This is a genomic window from Pseudomonas sp. 2hn, assembly GCF_019646095.1.
Classification (GTDB): domain Bacteria; phylum Pseudomonadota; class Gammaproteobacteria; order Pseudomonadales; family Pseudomonadaceae; genus Aquipseudomonas; species Aquipseudomonas peradeniyensis.
In genome coordinates, this window is sequence record NZ_CP081016.1 from 4564537 (window position 1) to 4578305 (window position 13769).

General features: G+C 63.4%; 14 protein-coding genes. 9 read left to right on the forward strand and 5 right to left on the reverse strand.

Features of this window, described 5'->3' with window-relative positions; translation table 11 throughout:
• Positions 1 to 120 precede the first annotated feature (120 nt).
• Both pyrC and rnt read left to right on the forward strand, forming a co-directional pair.
• The gene (gene pyrC, locus K2O50_RS20675) at positions 121 to 1167 is read left to right on the forward strand and encodes a dihydroorotase (RefSeq protein WP_050704025.1); all 1047 of its coding nucleotides are present in this window, start codon (positions 121 to 123) and stop codon (positions 1165 to 1167) included.
• 59 nt (positions 1168 to 1226) lie between these two features.
• A complete protein-coding gene (gene rnt / locus K2O50_RS20680) occupies positions 1227 to 1838 on the forward strand; it encodes a ribonuclease T (protein WP_225933324.1) in 612 nt (203 codons plus the stop codon).
• 75 nt (positions 1839 to 1913) lie between these two features.
• On the opposite strand, the gene K2O50_RS20685 is transcribed toward rnt, so the two are convergent.
• Positions 1914 to 2516, reverse strand: a complete 603-nt coding sequence (locus K2O50_RS20685; RefSeq protein ID WP_023629028.1) for a peroxiredoxin — start codon at positions 2514 to 2516, stop codon at positions 1914 to 1916.
• 214 nt (positions 2517 to 2730) lie between these two features.
• Here K2O50_RS20685 and K2O50_RS20690 point away from each other — a divergent pair, with 214 nt between their 5' ends.
• Complete coding sequence (locus K2O50_RS20690; RefSeq protein WP_046854452.1) at positions 2731 to 2952, forward strand: bacterioferritin-associated ferredoxin; 222 nt, start codon at positions 2731 to 2733, stop codon at positions 2950 to 2952.
• Between the two features lie 202 nt (positions 2953 to 3154).
• Positions 3155 to 3628 (forward strand): bacterioferritin, encoded by a 474-nt coding sequence (gene bfr, locus K2O50_RS20695; protein WP_028690081.1) that lies wholly within the window; start codon positions 3155 to 3157, stop codon positions 3626 to 3628.
• A gap of 65 nt (positions 3629 to 3693) precedes the next feature.
• Here bfr and grxD read toward each other — a convergent pair whose 3' ends face one another.
• Together grxD and K2O50_RS20705 are read right to left on the reverse strand one after the other, a co-directional pair.
• Positions 3694 to 4029 (reverse strand): Grx4 family monothiol glutaredoxin, encoded by a 336-nt coding sequence (gene grxD, locus K2O50_RS20700; protein WP_016713741.1) that lies wholly within the window; start codon positions 4027 to 4029, stop codon positions 3694 to 3696.
• A gap of 91 nt (positions 4030 to 4120) precedes the next feature.
• Positions 4121 to 6229, reverse strand: a complete 2109-nt coding sequence (locus K2O50_RS20705; protein WP_050704024.1) for a molybdopterin oxidoreductase family protein — start codon at positions 6227 to 6229, stop codon at positions 4121 to 4123.
• A 364-nt stretch (positions 6230 to 6593) separates the two neighbouring features.
• Between K2O50_RS20705 and argF the strand changes: the two genes are divergently transcribed.
• Both argF and K2O50_RS20715 read left to right on the forward strand, forming a co-directional pair.
• Entirely contained in the window at positions 6594 to 7514 is a 921-nt protein-coding gene (argF, locus tag K2O50_RS20710; protein WP_050704023.1) for an ornithine carbamoyltransferase, read from the forward strand.
• On the forward strand, positions 7511 to 8620 hold the full coding sequence (locus tag K2O50_RS20715) for an ABC transporter ATP-binding protein (RefSeq protein ID WP_050704022.1): 1110 nt from the start codon (positions 7511 to 7513) through the stop codon (positions 8618 to 8620). Before argF ends, K2O50_RS20715 begins: the two co-directional genes overlap by 4 nt.
• Positions 8621 to 8811: 191 nt before the next feature.
• Here the strand turns inward: K2O50_RS20715 and K2O50_RS20720 are convergent, their stop codons facing one another.
• Positions 8812 to 9591 (reverse strand): PhzF family phenazine biosynthesis protein, encoded by a 780-nt coding sequence (locus K2O50_RS20720; RefSeq protein ID WP_050704021.1) that lies wholly within the window; start codon positions 9589 to 9591, stop codon positions 8812 to 8814.
• Between the two features lie 99 nt (positions 9592 to 9690).
• Entirely contained in the window at positions 9691 to 10161 is a 471-nt protein-coding gene (gene ybaK, locus K2O50_RS20725; RefSeq protein WP_050704020.1) for a Cys-tRNA(Pro) deacylase, read from the reverse strand.
• A gap of 306 nt (positions 10162 to 10467) precedes the next feature.
• Here ybaK and K2O50_RS20730 point away from each other — a divergent pair, with 306 nt between their 5' ends.
• The 3 genes from K2O50_RS20730 to glpR all read left to right on the forward strand — a co-directional run bounded on the left by K2O50_RS20730 (position 10468) and on the right by glpR (position 13767).
• Positions 10468 to 11319 carry an MIP/aquaporin family protein gene (locus K2O50_RS20730; RefSeq protein WP_050704019.1) on the forward strand — a complete coding sequence of 284 codons (852 nt, stop codon included), beginning with the start codon at positions 10468 to 10470 and terminating at the stop codon, positions 11317 to 11319.
• A gap of 79 nt (positions 11320 to 11398) precedes the next feature.
• Positions 11399 to 12898, forward strand: a complete 1500-nt coding sequence (gene glpK / locus K2O50_RS20735) for a glycerol kinase GlpK (RefSeq protein ID WP_050704018.1) — start codon at positions 11399 to 11401, stop codon at positions 12896 to 12898.
• A 113-nt stretch (positions 12899 to 13011) separates the two neighbouring features.
• A complete protein-coding gene (gene glpR / locus K2O50_RS20740; RefSeq protein ID WP_050704017.1) occupies positions 13012 to 13767 on the forward strand; it encodes a DNA-binding transcriptional repressor GlpR in 756 nt (251 codons plus the stop codon).
• The last annotated feature ends 2 nt before the right edge of the window (positions 13768 to 13769 follow it).

The window sequence follows — 13769 nt, forward strand, 5'->3', positions numbered from 1 at the left end:
ACAAATTTCGACGGCTTACCTGAACGCTATCGGTCGCCCGTCGGAAAACTTGATAGCCGTGCTCCAACAGGGGTTTTCCGGTAGCATTGGCTTCTGAGTTCGACCCGCCTGGAATCTCCAATGTCCGATCGCCTGACCCTCCTGCGCCCCGACGACTGGCACATCCATCTGCGCGATGGTGCCGTCCTGCCCCACACCGTCGGTGACGTGGCGCGCACCTTCGCCCGCGCCATCATCATGCCCAACCTGGTTCCGCCGGTGCGCAACGCCGTCGAGGCCACTGCCTACCGCGAGCGCATCCTTGCCGCACGCCCTGCCGGCAGCCGCTTCGAGCCGCTGATGGTGCTCTACCTCACCGACCGCACCAGCGCCGACGATGTGCGTGCCGCCAAGGCCAGCGGGATCGTGTACGCCGCCAAGCTCTATCCGGCCGGCGCCACCACCAACTCCGATTCGGGCGTGACCAGCATCGACAATATCTTCCCGGCGATCGAGGCCCTGGCCGAAACCGGCATGCCCTTGCTGGTGCACGGTGAAGTCACGCGCAGCGAGATCGACGTGTTCGACCGCGAGAAACGCTTCATCGACGAACACATGCGCCGTCTGGTCGAGCGCTTCCCGACCCTGAAGGTGGTGTTCGAACACATCACCACCAGCGACGCCGCGCAGTTCGTCAGCGAGGCACCGGCCAACGTCGGTGCGACCATCACCGCCCAGCACCTGCTGTACAACCGCAACCACATGCTGGTCGGCGGTATCCGCCCGCACTTCTACTGCCTGCCGATCCTCAAGCGCAACACCCACCAGGTGGCGCTGCTGGATGCCGCCACCAGCGGCAACCCGAAGTTCTTCCTCGGCACCGACTCGGCGCCCCACGCCAAGCATGCCAAGGAAGCCGCCTGCGGCTGCGCCGGCTGCTACACCGCTTACGCCGCCATCGAGATGTACGCCGAAGCGTTCGAACAGCGCAACGCGCTGGACAAGCTCGAAGGCTTCGCCAGCAAGCACGGCCCGGACTTCTACGGCCTGGCGCGCAACACCGACACCATCACCCTGGTGCGCGAAGAATGGACCGCGCCAGACAGCCTGCCGTTCGGCGACAACACCGTGATTCCCCTGCGCGCCGGTGAGAAGTTGCGCTGGCGCCTGCTGGAGGACAACGCGTGAGCGAAGATCTTTACGAAGACGACCAGGACAGCCAGGTTAGCAGCGGCTCGCGCCATCCGATGGCCGAGCGTTTCCGTGGCTACCTGCCGGTGGTGGTAGATGTCGAGACCGGCGGCTTCAACAGCGCCACCGACGCACTGCTGGAGATCGCCGCCGTCACGATCGGCATGGACGAGAAGGGCTTCCTGTTCCCCGAGCACACCTACTTCCACCGGGTAGAACCGTTCGAAGGGGCCAATATCGAGGCCGCCGCGCTGGAGTTCACCGGCATCAAGCTGGACCACCCGCTGCGCATGGCGGTGAGCGAGGAAAGCGCGCTGACCGATATCTTCCGAGGCGTGCGCAAGGCGTTGAAGGCCAATGGCTGCAAACGGGCGATCCTGGTCGGGCACAACAGCAGCTTCGACCTCGGTTTCCTCAATGCCGCGGTGGCGCGCAATGACATCAAGCGCAACCCGTTCCACCCGTTCTCCAGCTTCGATACCGCCACCCTCGCCGGCCTCGCCTACGGCCAGACGGTACTGGCGCGGGCCTGTCAGAGCGCGGACATCGACTTCGACGGCCGTGAGGCGCATTCGGCGCGCTACGACACCGAGAAGACCGCCGAGCTGTTCTGCGGTATCGTCAATCGCTGGAAAGAGATGGGCGGCTGGCGCGATTTCAACGATTAAGCCCACCTCCCGCGACATGCTCGCAGGGCATAAAAAAACCGGCCACCAGGGCCGGTTTTTTTATACGCGTGGCAATTACAGCTTGCCAGCGTTCTCGCTCAGGTAAGCAGCAACGCCTTCCGGCGAAGCGTTCATGCCCTTGTCGCCTTTCTTCCAGTTGGCCGGGCAGACTTCGCCGTGCTCTTCGTGGAATTGAAGGGCGTCGACCAGACGCAGCAGCTCGTCCATGTTACGGCCCAGTGGCAGGTCGTTGACGATCTGCGAACGAACGACACCGTTGGTGTCGATCAGGAAGGCGCCACGGAAGGCCACGCCGCCTTCGGACTCGACGTCGTAGGCCTTGCAGATTTCGTGGGTCATGTCGGCCGCCAGGGTGTACTTGACCTGACCGATACCGCCGTTGTTGACCGGGGTATTGCGCCAGGCGTTGTGGGTGAAGTGCGAGTCGATCGACACGCCGATCACTTCCACGTTGCGCGCCTGGAAGTCAGGGATGCGGTTGTCCAGGGCGATCAGCTCGGACGGGCAGACGAAGGTGAAGTCCAGCGGGTAGAAGAATACCAGGCCGTACTTGCCCTTGATGGCCGAGGCCAGGTTGAAGCTGTCGACGATCTCGCCGTTGCCCAGCACGGCTGGAACGGTGAAGTCCGGGGCTTGTTTGCCAACGAGTACGCTCATTCGATCTCTCCTGATGAGGGGTGAAAAACCTTGCCCGGGCGGAACACGTTCCCCCGGATCCAGCAAAGGCCGACCATCATACACAGCTTTGCGTGACAGGCCGAATCTCGACCGCCGGTCGCTCTGGCACGCACCTTACACAAAGTGTTTTGACAAGCATTCTCATTACCATTACTCTCCAACGCATCGACTCAACCCGCGACGGTCAGCCTTTATGTATGTGTGTCTCTGTGTCGGTGTCACCGATGGACAGATCCGCGATGCGATCTACGAAGGATGCTGCAGTTACAAGGAAGTGCGCGCCGCCACCAATGTGGCCAGCCAGTGCGGCAAGTGCGCCTGCCTCGCCAAGCAGGTGGTACGCGAAACCCTCACCGAGCTGCAACTGAGCCAGCAGGCCGCCCTGCCCTACCCCGTTGAATTCAACGCGGCGTAATTTTCCCGAATTTGAAGAACCGGACCCAGTGTCCGGTTTTTTTATGCCTGCAATTCAATAAGTTAGCGCTCGAACGCGGTTCACAAACATTCTTATTCCGATTAATTTTCACTTATTATTCAATAACTTAGGTTTGACATAGGAATAGGTCGGGCTCAAACTTCTCTGTATTGGCTCAACTTCTACAGGGCAGGACCCCATCATGAAAGGCGACGTAAGCGTCATCCAGCATCTCAACAAGATCCTCGGAAACGAGCTGGTCGCAATCAACCAGTACTTCCTGCACGCGCGCATGTATGAAGATTGGGGCCTGAACAGGATCGGCAAGCTCGAGTACAAAGAGTCCATCCAGGCGATGAAGGACGCTGACAAGCTGATCAAGCGCATCCTCTTCCTCGAAGGCATCCCCAACGTCCAGGACCTGGGCAAGCTGATGATCGGCGAGCACACCAAGGAGATGCTCGACTGCGACCTTAAGCTTGAGAAAAAGGCCCATGCCGACCTCAAGGCCGCCATCGCCCACTGCGAAACCGCCGGCGACTTCGGCTCGCGCGATGTGCTCGAAGACATCCTCGAAGACCAGGAAGAGCACATCGATTGGCTGGAAACCCAGCTGGGCCTGATCGACAAGATCACCATCGAGAACTACCTGCAGTCGCAGATGGGCGAAGAATAAGTTTCGCCAGCAACGAAAAAGCCCCGCCTAGGCGGGGCTTTTTGCTACCTGCGGCAAGCGCCGGATCAGGCCTCGGAAGCCTTGGCCTTGGCGGCCGCTTCCTTGATCAGGGTCTGCAGCTCACCCTTTTCGAACATTTCCAGCATGATGTCGCTGCCGCCGACCAGCTCACCGGCCACCCACAGTTGCGGGAAAGTCGGCCAGTTGGCGTACTTGGGCAGGTTGGCGCGGATTTCCGGGTTCTGCAGGATGTCGACGTAGGCGAACTTCTCGCCGCAACCCATCACTGCCTGCGAAGCCTTGGCCGAGAAGCCACACTGCGGCGCATTCGGCGAACCTTTCATGTAAAGCAGAATGGTGTTGTTGGCAATCTGCTCTTTGATTGTATCGATGATATCCATGAAGCACCTCGGCTGAACTTTCCGACAGGGTCGTCGGCACGGTGACGCATTGTATCGGAAAGCCGAGCAGCATGCTCGGCCTTGCCGTGCTTCATGCGGCTTCGACCTGCACCGGCACGCCATTGAGGGCAGCATTGCCGGAAACGCCATCACGCAGGTGTTCGTCGGTCAGGTCATTGGCGCTCGCCCCCGGCTGTGCAGCGGCCACCTGCAACCGTGCGCCCTGGCGCCCATGGCCATAGCCATGGGGCAGGCTGACCACGCCCGGCATCATCTCCTCGCTGGCCTGCACCGTCACCTCGATCACCCCCGTGCGCGAGCGCACCCGCACCATCTGGCCGTCCTGCAACAGACGCCGGCGCAGGTCGTCCGGGTGCATCAGCAACTGGTGGCGCGGCTTGCCTTTGACCAGCCGATGGTAGTTGTGCATCCACGAATTGTTGCTGCGCACGTGTCGACGGCCGATCAGCAGCAACTGGTCATCCGCAGGCACGGTCATACGGGCGAGGCGCCGCAGGTCCTCGAGCAGTATTCCCGGGGCCGCCTCGACCTTGCCGCTGGCCGTGCGCAGGCGCGTCGTAAGGTTGGCCCGTAGCGGCCCGAGGTCGAGGCCATGGGGATGCGCGTCCAACACGCCTAACGAGAGCTTCCAGGGCGTCTCCTCGCCATAAGGCCCCTTGCGCAGGGCGAAGTCGATCATCTGTGCCGGCGGCAGGGTTGCCTTGAGCTCGACCTGCGCACGCTCGGCAAAGGCCCTGGCCAGCCCCACGAAGATCTCCCAGTCGTGCAGCGCGCCATCGGGCTTGGGCAAGATCGCCCGGTTGAAGCGGGTAACGTTGCGCACCGCCAGCAGGTTGAAGGTGGAATCGTAGTGATCGTTCTCCAGGGCCGAAGTCGACGGCAGGATCAGGTCGGCATGGCGCGTGGTCTCGTTGATATACAGGTCGATGCTGAGCATGAAGTCGAGGCCGGCCAGGGCGTCGTCCAGGCGTCGCCCGTTGGGCGTGGACAGCACCGGGTTGCCCGCCACGGTCACCAGCGCCCGCACCTGCCCCTCCCCGGGTTCGAGGATCTCTTCGGCCAGTGCCGAGACCGGCAACTCGCCGCCATACTCGGGCAAGCCGGATACCCGGCTACGCCATTGGTCGAAATGCCCGCCGGAAGTGCTGGCGACCAGGTCGACCGCAGGCGCCGTGCACAGGGCACCGCCCTCCCGATCTAGATTGCCGGTGACCAGGTTGATCAACTGGACCAGCCAGTGGCACAGCGAACCGAAGGCCTGGGTCGATACCCCCATCCGGCCATAGCACACCGCTTTGTCGGCAGCGGCGAAATCCCGCGCCAGCTGGCGGATCGCCTCGGCCGGGATACCGCACAACGCACTCATGGCAGACGCATCGAACGGCAGGATGGCTTCGCGCACCTGCTCCAGGCCCGCAACCGGCAGATGCGAGCCCCGAGCCAGGTTCTCGCTGAACAGCGTATGCAATAGCCCACACAGCAGCGCCGCGTCGCCACCGGGGCGAATGAACAGGTGCTGGTCGGCCAGCGCAGCTGTCTCGCTGCGTCGCGGATCCACTACCACCAGTTGCCCGCCCCTGGCCTTGAGCGCCTTGAGGCGCTTCTCCACGTCCGGCACGGTCATGATGCTGCCATTGGAGGCCAAAGGATTGCCCCCCAGGATCAACATGAACTGCGTCTGGTCGATGTCCGGAATCGGCAGCAGCAGGCCATGGCCGTACATCAAGTGGCTGGTCAGGTGCTGCGGCAACTGGTCCACCGAAGTCGCCGAGAAGCGATTACGGGTCTTGAGCAAACCGAGGAAGTAGTTGCTGTGGGTCATCAGCCCATAGTTGTGCACGCTGGGATTGCCCTGGTACACGGCGACCGCGTTGCGCCCGTGGGCCTGCTGGATCGCCCACAGCCGCTCGGCGGCCAGGGCGAAGGCTTCGTCCCAACTGATTGGCAGCCACTGGTCACCGATGCGCCGGTGGGGCTGGCGCAGGCGGTCGGGGTCCTCCTGGATGTCCTGCAGGGCGACCGCCTTGGGGCAGACATGGCCGCGGCTGAACGGATCCTGCGGGTCGCCCTTGATCGAGCTGATCCGCGCCGGGCCCTCGGCTTCGTGGGTGACTTCGATGTTCAGGCCGCAGATGGCCTCGCACAGGTGACAGGCTCGGTGATGCAGGGTCTTGGTCATGGCCGCCTCTGCCTTGTTATTGTCGAGATTCGACTATGCGCCTGCCGACCGGGGCTCGCCAGCGAGGTTCGCGTCGTGAATCGGACGACATCAGGCGGGCGATTCGCGACAACGGGTTTGCCAAATACGCTCCGAGCCGTGTACAACCGCTGTAGCAAATAAAAAACAGCCAGCCGGCAAGGGCTTACGACACCCTTTGACACAGTGGCGCTGTTTCCCCTCTTGGTTTTAGGCGACATTTAATTATAGTATTGCGCCTTCCCCTATTCCGTCCGCCCCGTGCGGCTTACGCCGCAGGTCACCCCCGTTGTCAACAAAACCCATACGGTCGACCTGCAGAACGTTGCAGATAAGGTAGTCAATCATGAGCGCAAGGCACTTTCTCTCCCTGATGGATTTCACCGCTGACGAATTGCTCGGCGTGATCCGTCGAGGCATCGAGCTGAAGGACCTGCGCAAACGAGGCGTGCTGTTCGAGCCACTGAAGAACCGCGTGCTGGGCATGATCTTCGAGAAGTCCTCGACCCGCACCCGGGTTTCTTTCGAAGCCGGCATGATCCAGCTCGGCGGCCAGGCCATCTTCCTGTCGCCGCGCGACACCCAGCTGGGCCGCGGCGAGCCGATCGCCGACAGCGCCATCGTGCTGTCGAGCATGGTCGACGCGGTGATGATCCGCACCCACGCCCACAGCACCCTGACCGAGTTCGCTGCCAACTCGAAGGTACCGGTCATCAACGGCCTTTCCGACGAGTCGCACCCCTGCCAGCTGCTGGCCGACATGCAGACCTTCTTCGAGCACCGTGGCGCGATCCAGGGCAAGACCGTGGCCTGGGTCGGCGACGGCTTCAACATGTGCAACTCCTATATCGAAGCTGCCGTGCAGTTCGATTTCCAACTGCGCATCACCTGCCCTGAAGGCTACGAGCCTGATCAACGCTTCCTGGCGCTGGGTGGTGACCGTGTGCAGATCATCCGTGATCCGAAGGAAGCCGTGCGCGGCGCTCATCTGGTGACCACGGATGTCTGGACTTCCATGGGCCAGGAAGAGGAAACTGCACGGCGCCTGGCGCATTTCGCGCCTTACCAGGTCACCCGCGAACTGCTCGACCTGGCGGCACCCGATGCCCTGTTCATGCATTGCCTGCCCGCCCACCGGGGCGAGGAAATCAGCCAGGACCTGCTCGACGACCCCCGTTCGGTCGCCTGGGACGAAGCTGAAAACCGCTTGCATGCGCAGAAGGCCCTTCTGGAATTCCTTGTAGAACCGGCTTACCACCACGCATGAGTCAACAGCTACTGCTCAACCTGCGCAACCTCGCCTGCGGCTATGGCGAGCAGCGCATCGTCCAGAACCTCAACCTGCACCTGAACGCAGGCGACATCGGTTGCCTGCTGGGGTCCTCCGGTTGCGGCAAGACCACCACGCTGCGCGCCATCGCCGGCTTCGAGCCGGTGCACGACGGCGAGATCCAGCTGGCCGGGGAAGTCATTTCCCGCGCCGGGTTCACCCTGGCCCCGGAAAAGCGCCGGATCGGCATGGTGTTCCAGGACTACGCCCTGTTCCCCCACCTCACCGTGGCGCAGAACATCGCCTTCGGCATCGGCAAGCACCCGCGCCAGGCGGCGGTAGTCGACGAGATGCTCGAGCTGGTCAAGCTCGGCGGCCTGGGCGGGCGCTACCCGCACGAGCTGTCCGGCGGCCAGCAACAGCGCGTGGCCCTGGCCCGGGCACTCGCGCCCGAGCCGCAGCTGCTGCTGCTCGACGAGCCGTTCTCCAATCTCGATGTGGAGCTGCGTCGGCGCCTGAGCCATGAGGTGCGCGACATTCTCAAGAGCCGCGGCACCAGCGCCATCCTGGTCACCCACGACCAGGAGGAAGCCTTTGCCGTCAGCGACCATGTCGGCGTGTTCAGGGAGGGTCGCCTGGAACAGTGGGACACCCCCTACAACCTCTACCACGAACCGCAGACCCCGTTTGTCGCCAGCTTCATCGGCCAGGGTTACTTCATTCGCGGCCAGATGAGCAGCCATGAGGCAGTAACCACCGAACTCGGCGAGCTGCGCGGCAACCGCGCCTACACCATGGCTCCTGGCAGTTCGGTGGACGTGCTGCTGCGTCCGGATGACATCATCCATGCCCCCGACAGCCCGTTGCGGGCACGGATCATCGGCAAGAGCTTCCTCGGCGCCTCGACGCTGTATCGCCTGCAACTGCCCACCGGCAGCCAGCTCGAGGCGATTTTCCCCAGCCACAACGACCATCAGGTCGGCCAGGACGTCGGTATCGCGGTAGCGGCGGACCACCTGGTGCTGTTCGCGGTGCCCGGCAGCGTTGCCGCGCAGCTGGCCAGTCATGAGCAGGGCGTGCGGCGCGTGAGTTCCGCGCATTGATGCACTGGGACTGAAAACATCCTTTTGGGGCGGGCTTGCCCGCCCCTATCACTTTGATCTGGCTGGGACAGCGTGGGAGCGGGCTTGACCCGCGATCACCGGCGAAGCCGGTGCCATACTCCATCGCGGGGCAAGCCCGCTCCCACGCAGATGATGTTTTCAACCCTGCACCTTGCTCGACAAGGCTCGGCTCACAACATCAGCGTACCGCTGGCCACCCGCCGAGCCATTCCGCCGATCTTCACCCGCTCCCCTTCCAGGCGACAGAACAGTTCACCACCCCTGGCCGAACACTGGAACGCCTGCAATTCGTGCTTGCCCAACCGCGCCGCCCAGTACGGAATCAGCGAGCAATGGGTGGAGCCGGTGACCGGGTCCTCCGCAATGCCGATGCCCGGAGCGAAATAGCGCGATACGAAATCATGTCGCTCACCCGCAGCCGTCACGATCACCCCCAAGCCCGGCAGGCGAGCCAGCGCCGCCATGTCCGGCGCGCAATCGCGTACCGCCTGTTCCGAGTCGAGCACCACGAACAGCTCGCGGGTCTGGTAGACCTCGCGCACCTCGCACCCCAGCGCCTCGGCTACCGACACTGGCTCGACCAGCGGCTGCGGGTCGATGCGCGGGAAGTCCAACCACAGGCGATCGTTCTCACGACTGACGCTGAGCAGGCCCGAACGGCTCTGGAAGTCCAGGCGCGGCTCACGCTCACCGTAGACGTCGAACAGGACATGGGCGCTGGCCAGGGTGGCGTGACCGCACAAGGGGACTTCGGTGCTCGGGGTGAACCAGCGGATCCGATAGCCATCACCCTCGGCCACCACGAAGGCGGTTTCGGCGAGGTTGTGCTCGGCGGCCACCTGCTGCATCAGGCCATCGTCGAGCCACTGCTCCAGGTGGTAGACCATGGCCGGGTTGCCGGCGAAGGGACGGTCGCTGAAGGCGTCCACCTGATGAAAATGCAACTGCATGCCACGACTCCTGTATCTGGCGGGAAAGGCCCCGAGCATGCGGCATGCCGCCAAGGCCCGACAGTGACAGAGTCGTGGAATTTAAATCAGTACAGATGATCAGCCGCGACCGATTTCGGCGAACTGTCCCTGGGTATGGGTGGCCAGCACCACGGCGGCCAGTTCCACTTCGAGGCCACGGCGACCAGCGCTCACATGAATCGTTTCATGTTGTTGCGCGGATTGATCGATAAAGGTGCGCAGGCGCTTCTTCTGCCCCAGCGGGCTGATCCCTCCGACCAGGTAGCCCGTGGCGCGCTGGGCGGCCTGCGGATCGGCCATTTCGCACTTCTTCACCCCCGCCGCGTGGGCCAGTGCCTTGAGGTCGAGGGTGCCGACCACCGGCACCACGGCCACCAGCAGCTCGCCCTTTTCGCTGCTGGCGAGCAGGGTCTTGAACACCCGCAGCGGATCAAGGCCCAGCTTTTCCGCCGCCTCCAGGCCATACGAGGCAGTTTTCGGATCATGTTCGTAACTGTGCACGCGGTGCTCGGCGCGCGCCTTCTTCAAGAGGTCCAGGGCGGGGGTCATCAACGGCTCCACTCGATCACAAGTCGCCCGGTACTTTAGGGCAATTCCACCCGTGCAGCCAGCGCAGGTCCCAGGCTAGAGCAGCGGCCATGGATTCACGACCCGGTGCGCCAGTCAGATTGTGGCCGAGCGTTCATTTTCGACCTTTGACATCAGCGTTTCTTGTCTATATTTTTTCGTTTATGAATACATGGTGCACCTATAAGGTGCACTTACTGTACCCGCCCGGCGTCAATGGGGATCGACTCCGGGCTTTTTTGCTGTCGAGCGCCCAGCGCCTCACAACAACAAGAACCGAGGTCACACATGACAACTGCTCTACGCGAACCCACGTTATCCGCCCAATGCCTGGCCGAATTTCTCGGCACCGCCCTGCTCATCTTCTTCGGCACCGGTTGTGTCGCCGCGCTCAAGGTCGCCGGCGCCAGCTTCGGCCTGTGGGAGATCAGCATCATCTGGGGGGTCGGCGTGAGCATGGCGATCTACCTGACCGCCGGTGTCTCCGGCGCGCACCTGAACCCGGCAGTCAGCATCGCCCTGGCCGTATTCGCCGGTTTCGACAAGCGCAAGCTGCCGTTCTACATGCTGGCCCAGGTGTGCGGCGCGTTCTGCGGCGCCGCCCTGGTGTACTTCCTGTACAGCAACCTGTTCTTCGATTTCGAACAAAGCCACGCCATGGTACGCGGCAGCCAGGCCAGCCTGGAGCTGGCCTCGGTATTCTCCACCTACCCGCACCCGGCGCTGTCCACCGGCCAGGCCTTCCTGGTCGAAGTGATCATCACCGCCATCCTGATGGCCGTGATCATGGCCCTGACCGACGACAACAACGGTCTGCCACGCGGCGCCACCGCCCCTCTGCTGATCGGCCTGCTGATCGCCGTGATCGGCAGCGCCATGGGCCCGCTGACCGGCTTCGCGATGAACCCGGCGCGGGATTTCGGGCCTAAACTGATGACCTTCCTGGCCGGCTGGGGCGAAGTCGCCTTCACCGGCGGGCGCGATATTCCGTATTTCCTGGTGCCGGTGTTCGCGCCGATCCTCGGTGCCAGCCTGGGCGCGGCCCTGTACCGCGGGCTGATCGCCCGCAACTTGCCAGCCACCCAGGCCGCGGCCCAACAGACAGACGATAATCCTCAGGGCGATACCCAGGTTTCCTGATGCCAGCGCCGGGCCCGGACCGCAAGGCCGGCGCCCGCCACGCCCTGACCTACTCCCATATTCGCGCAAGGCCACCGACATGACCGATACCCTGGACAAGAACTACATCATCGCCCTGGACCAGGGCACCACCAGTTCGCGCGCCATCATCTTCGATCGCGACGCCAACGTGGTGGGCACCTCGCAACGTGAATTCGCCCAGCATTACCCGCAGGCGGGCTGGGTCGAACACGACCCGATGGAAATCTTCGCCACCCAGAGCGCGACCATGGTCGAGGCCCTGGCCCAGGCCGGCATCAGCCACGCCCAGGTCGCCGCCATCGGCATCACCAACCAGCGCGAGACCACCGTCGTCTGGGACAAGGAAACCGGCCGCCCGGTGTACAACGCCATCGTCTGGCAGTGCCGCCGCAGCACCGACATCTGCGCCCAGCTCAAGCGCGACGGCCACGAGCAGTACATCCGCGAGGCCACCGGCCTGGTCACCGACCCGTACTTCTCCGGCACCAAGCTCAAGTGGATCCTCGACAATGTCGAAGGCGCCCGCGAACGCGCCGAACGTGGCGAGCTGCTGTTCGGCACCATCGATACCTGGCTGATCTGGAAATTCTCCGGCGGCAAGGTGCATGTCACCGACTACACCAACGCCTCGCGCACGCTGATGTTCAACATCCATACGCTGCAGTGGGACGAGAAGCTGCTCGATATCCTCGGCATTCCGCGTCAGATGCTGCCTGAGGTACGCCCATCGTCCGAAGTCTATGGCAAGACCAAGAGCGGCATCGACATCGCCGGTATCGCTGGCGACCAGCAGTCGGCGCTGTTCGGCCAGATGTGCGTGGAGCCGGGCCAGGCCAAGAACACCTACGGCACCGGCTGCTTCCTGCTGATGAACACCGGCGACAAGGCGGTCCAGTCGTCCCACGGCCTGCTCACCACCATTGCCTGCGGCCCACGCGGCGAGGTGGCCTACGCCCTCGAAGGCGCAGTGTTCAATGGCGGCTCCACCGTGCAGTGGCTGCGCGACGAACTGAAGATCGTCAACGACGCCTACGACACCGAGTACTTCGCCAGCAAGGTCAAGGACAGCAACGGCGTCTACCTGGTACCGGCCTTCACCGGCCTGGGCGCACCCTACTGGGATCCGTACGCCCGCGGCGCATTGTTCGGCCTGACCCGTGGCGTCAAGGTCGATCACATCATCCGCGCCGCCCTGGAATCGATCGCCTACCAGACCCGCGACGTGCTCGACGCCATGCAGCAGGACTGCGGCCAGCGCCTGAGCGAACTGCGGGTGGACGGTGGCGCGGTGGCCAACAACTTCCTCATGCAGTTCCAGGCCGACATTCTCGGCACCTGCGTCGAGCGCCCGAAAATGCGCGAGACCACGGCGCTGGGCGCGGCCTACCTGGCAGGCCTGGCCTGCGGTTTCTGGAGCGGCCTGGACGAGCTGCGCGACAAGGCGATCATCGAGCGCGAGTTCAGCCCGCAGCTGGATGAAGCGGCGAAAGAGAAGCTGTACAAGGGCTGGCGCAAGGCTGTCGATCGCACCCGTGACTGGGAAGATCACGACGCCTGATTGAGGAATGCCGGGGCTGCTGCGCAGCCCCAGTTGACCAAAGGCCTACTGGTCGTCATCCCCTTCCTACGGCATCATTGCAGAATTTGTCCGGCTGCCCCAAAGGACCGCCCATGAATCTGCCTCCACGCCAACAACAAATCCTCGAGCTGGTCCGCGAACGCGGCTACGTCAGCATCGAGGAGATGGCGCAGCTGTTCGTCGTCACCCCGCAGACCATCCGCCGCGATATCAACCAGCTCGCCGAGGGCAACCTGCTGCGCCGTTATCACGGTGGCGCGGCCTACGACTCGAGCATCGAGAACACCGCCTACGCCATGCGCGCCGACCAGATGCGCGACGAGAAGCAGCGCATCGCCGAAGCCGTGGCCCGGCAGATTCCCGACCATGCCTCGCTGTTCATCAACATCGGCACCACCACCGAATCCATCGCCCGCGCCCTGCTCAATCACAACCACCTGAAGGTCATCACCAACAACCTGCACGTGGCGGCGATCCTGGCGGCCAAGGACGACTTCGAGGTGCTGGTGGCCGGCGGCACGGTTCGTCGCGACGGCGGCGTGGTCGGCCAGGCGAGCGTCGACTTCATCAACCAGTTCAAGGTCGATTTCGCCGTGGTCGGCATCAGCGGTATCGACGAGGACGGCAGCCTGCTGGACTTCGACTACCAGGAGGTGCGGGTATCCCAGGCGATCATTGCCAACGCCCGCCAGGTGCTGCTGGCGGCGGACTCGAGCAAGTTCGGTCGCAATGCCATGGTCCGCCTCGGGTCTATTAGCTTGATCGACTGCCTGGTGACCGATCAGGCCCCCTCTCCTGCCCTGACTCAGTTGCTCAACCAGTACAAGATTCGTCTCGAGGTGGTTTGACG

Excerpts from the sequence above, each read along its gene's own strand:
- pyrC (WP_050704025.1), top strand. The coding sequence starts at position 121 with ATGTCCGATCGCCTGACCCTCCTGCGCCCCGACGACTGGCACATCCAT.
- rnt (WP_225933324.1), top strand. The coding sequence starts at position 1,227 with ATGGCCGAGCGTTTCCGTGGCTACCTGCCGGTGGTGGTAGATGTCGAG.
- K2O50_RS20685 (WP_023629028.1), bottom strand. The coding sequence starts at position 2,516 with ATGAGCGTACTCGTTGGCAAACAAGCCCCGGACTTCACCGTTCCAGCC.
- K2O50_RS20690 (WP_046854452.1), top strand. The coding sequence starts at position 2,731 with ATGTATGTGTGTCTCTGTGTCGGTGTCACCGATGGACAGATCCGCGAT.
- bfr (WP_028690081.1), top strand. The coding sequence starts at position 3,155 with ATGAAAGGCGACGTAAGCGTCATCCAGCATCTCAACAAGATCCTCGGA.
- grxD (WP_016713741.1), bottom strand. The coding sequence starts at position 4,029 with ATGGATATCATCGATACAATCAAAGAGCAGATTGCCAACAACACCATT.
- K2O50_RS20705 (WP_050704024.1), bottom strand. The coding sequence starts at position 6,229 with ATGACCAAGACCCTGCATCACCGAGCCTGTCACCTGTGCGAGGCCATC.
- argF (WP_050704023.1), top strand. The coding sequence starts at position 6,594 with ATGAGCGCAAGGCACTTTCTCTCCCTGATGGATTTCACCGCTGACGAA.
- K2O50_RS20715 (WP_050704022.1), top strand. The coding sequence starts at position 7,511 with ATGAGTCAACAGCTACTGCTCAACCTGCGCAACCTCGCCTGCGGCTAT.
- K2O50_RS20720 (WP_050704021.1), bottom strand. The coding sequence starts at position 9,591 with ATGCAGTTGCATTTTCATCAGGTGGACGCCTTCAGCGACCGTCCCTTC.
- ybaK (WP_050704020.1), bottom strand. The coding sequence starts at position 10,161 with ATGACCCCCGCCCTGGACCTCTTGAAGAAGGCGCGCGCCGAGCACCGC.
- K2O50_RS20730 (WP_050704019.1), top strand. The coding sequence starts at position 10,468 with ATGACAACTGCTCTACGCGAACCCACGTTATCCGCCCAATGCCTGGCC.
- glpK (WP_050704018.1), top strand. The coding sequence starts at position 11,399 with ATGACCGATACCCTGGACAAGAACTACATCATCGCCCTGGACCAGGGC.
- glpR (WP_050704017.1), top strand. The coding sequence starts at position 13,012 with ATGAATCTGCCTCCACGCCAACAACAAATCCTCGAGCTGGTCCGCGAA.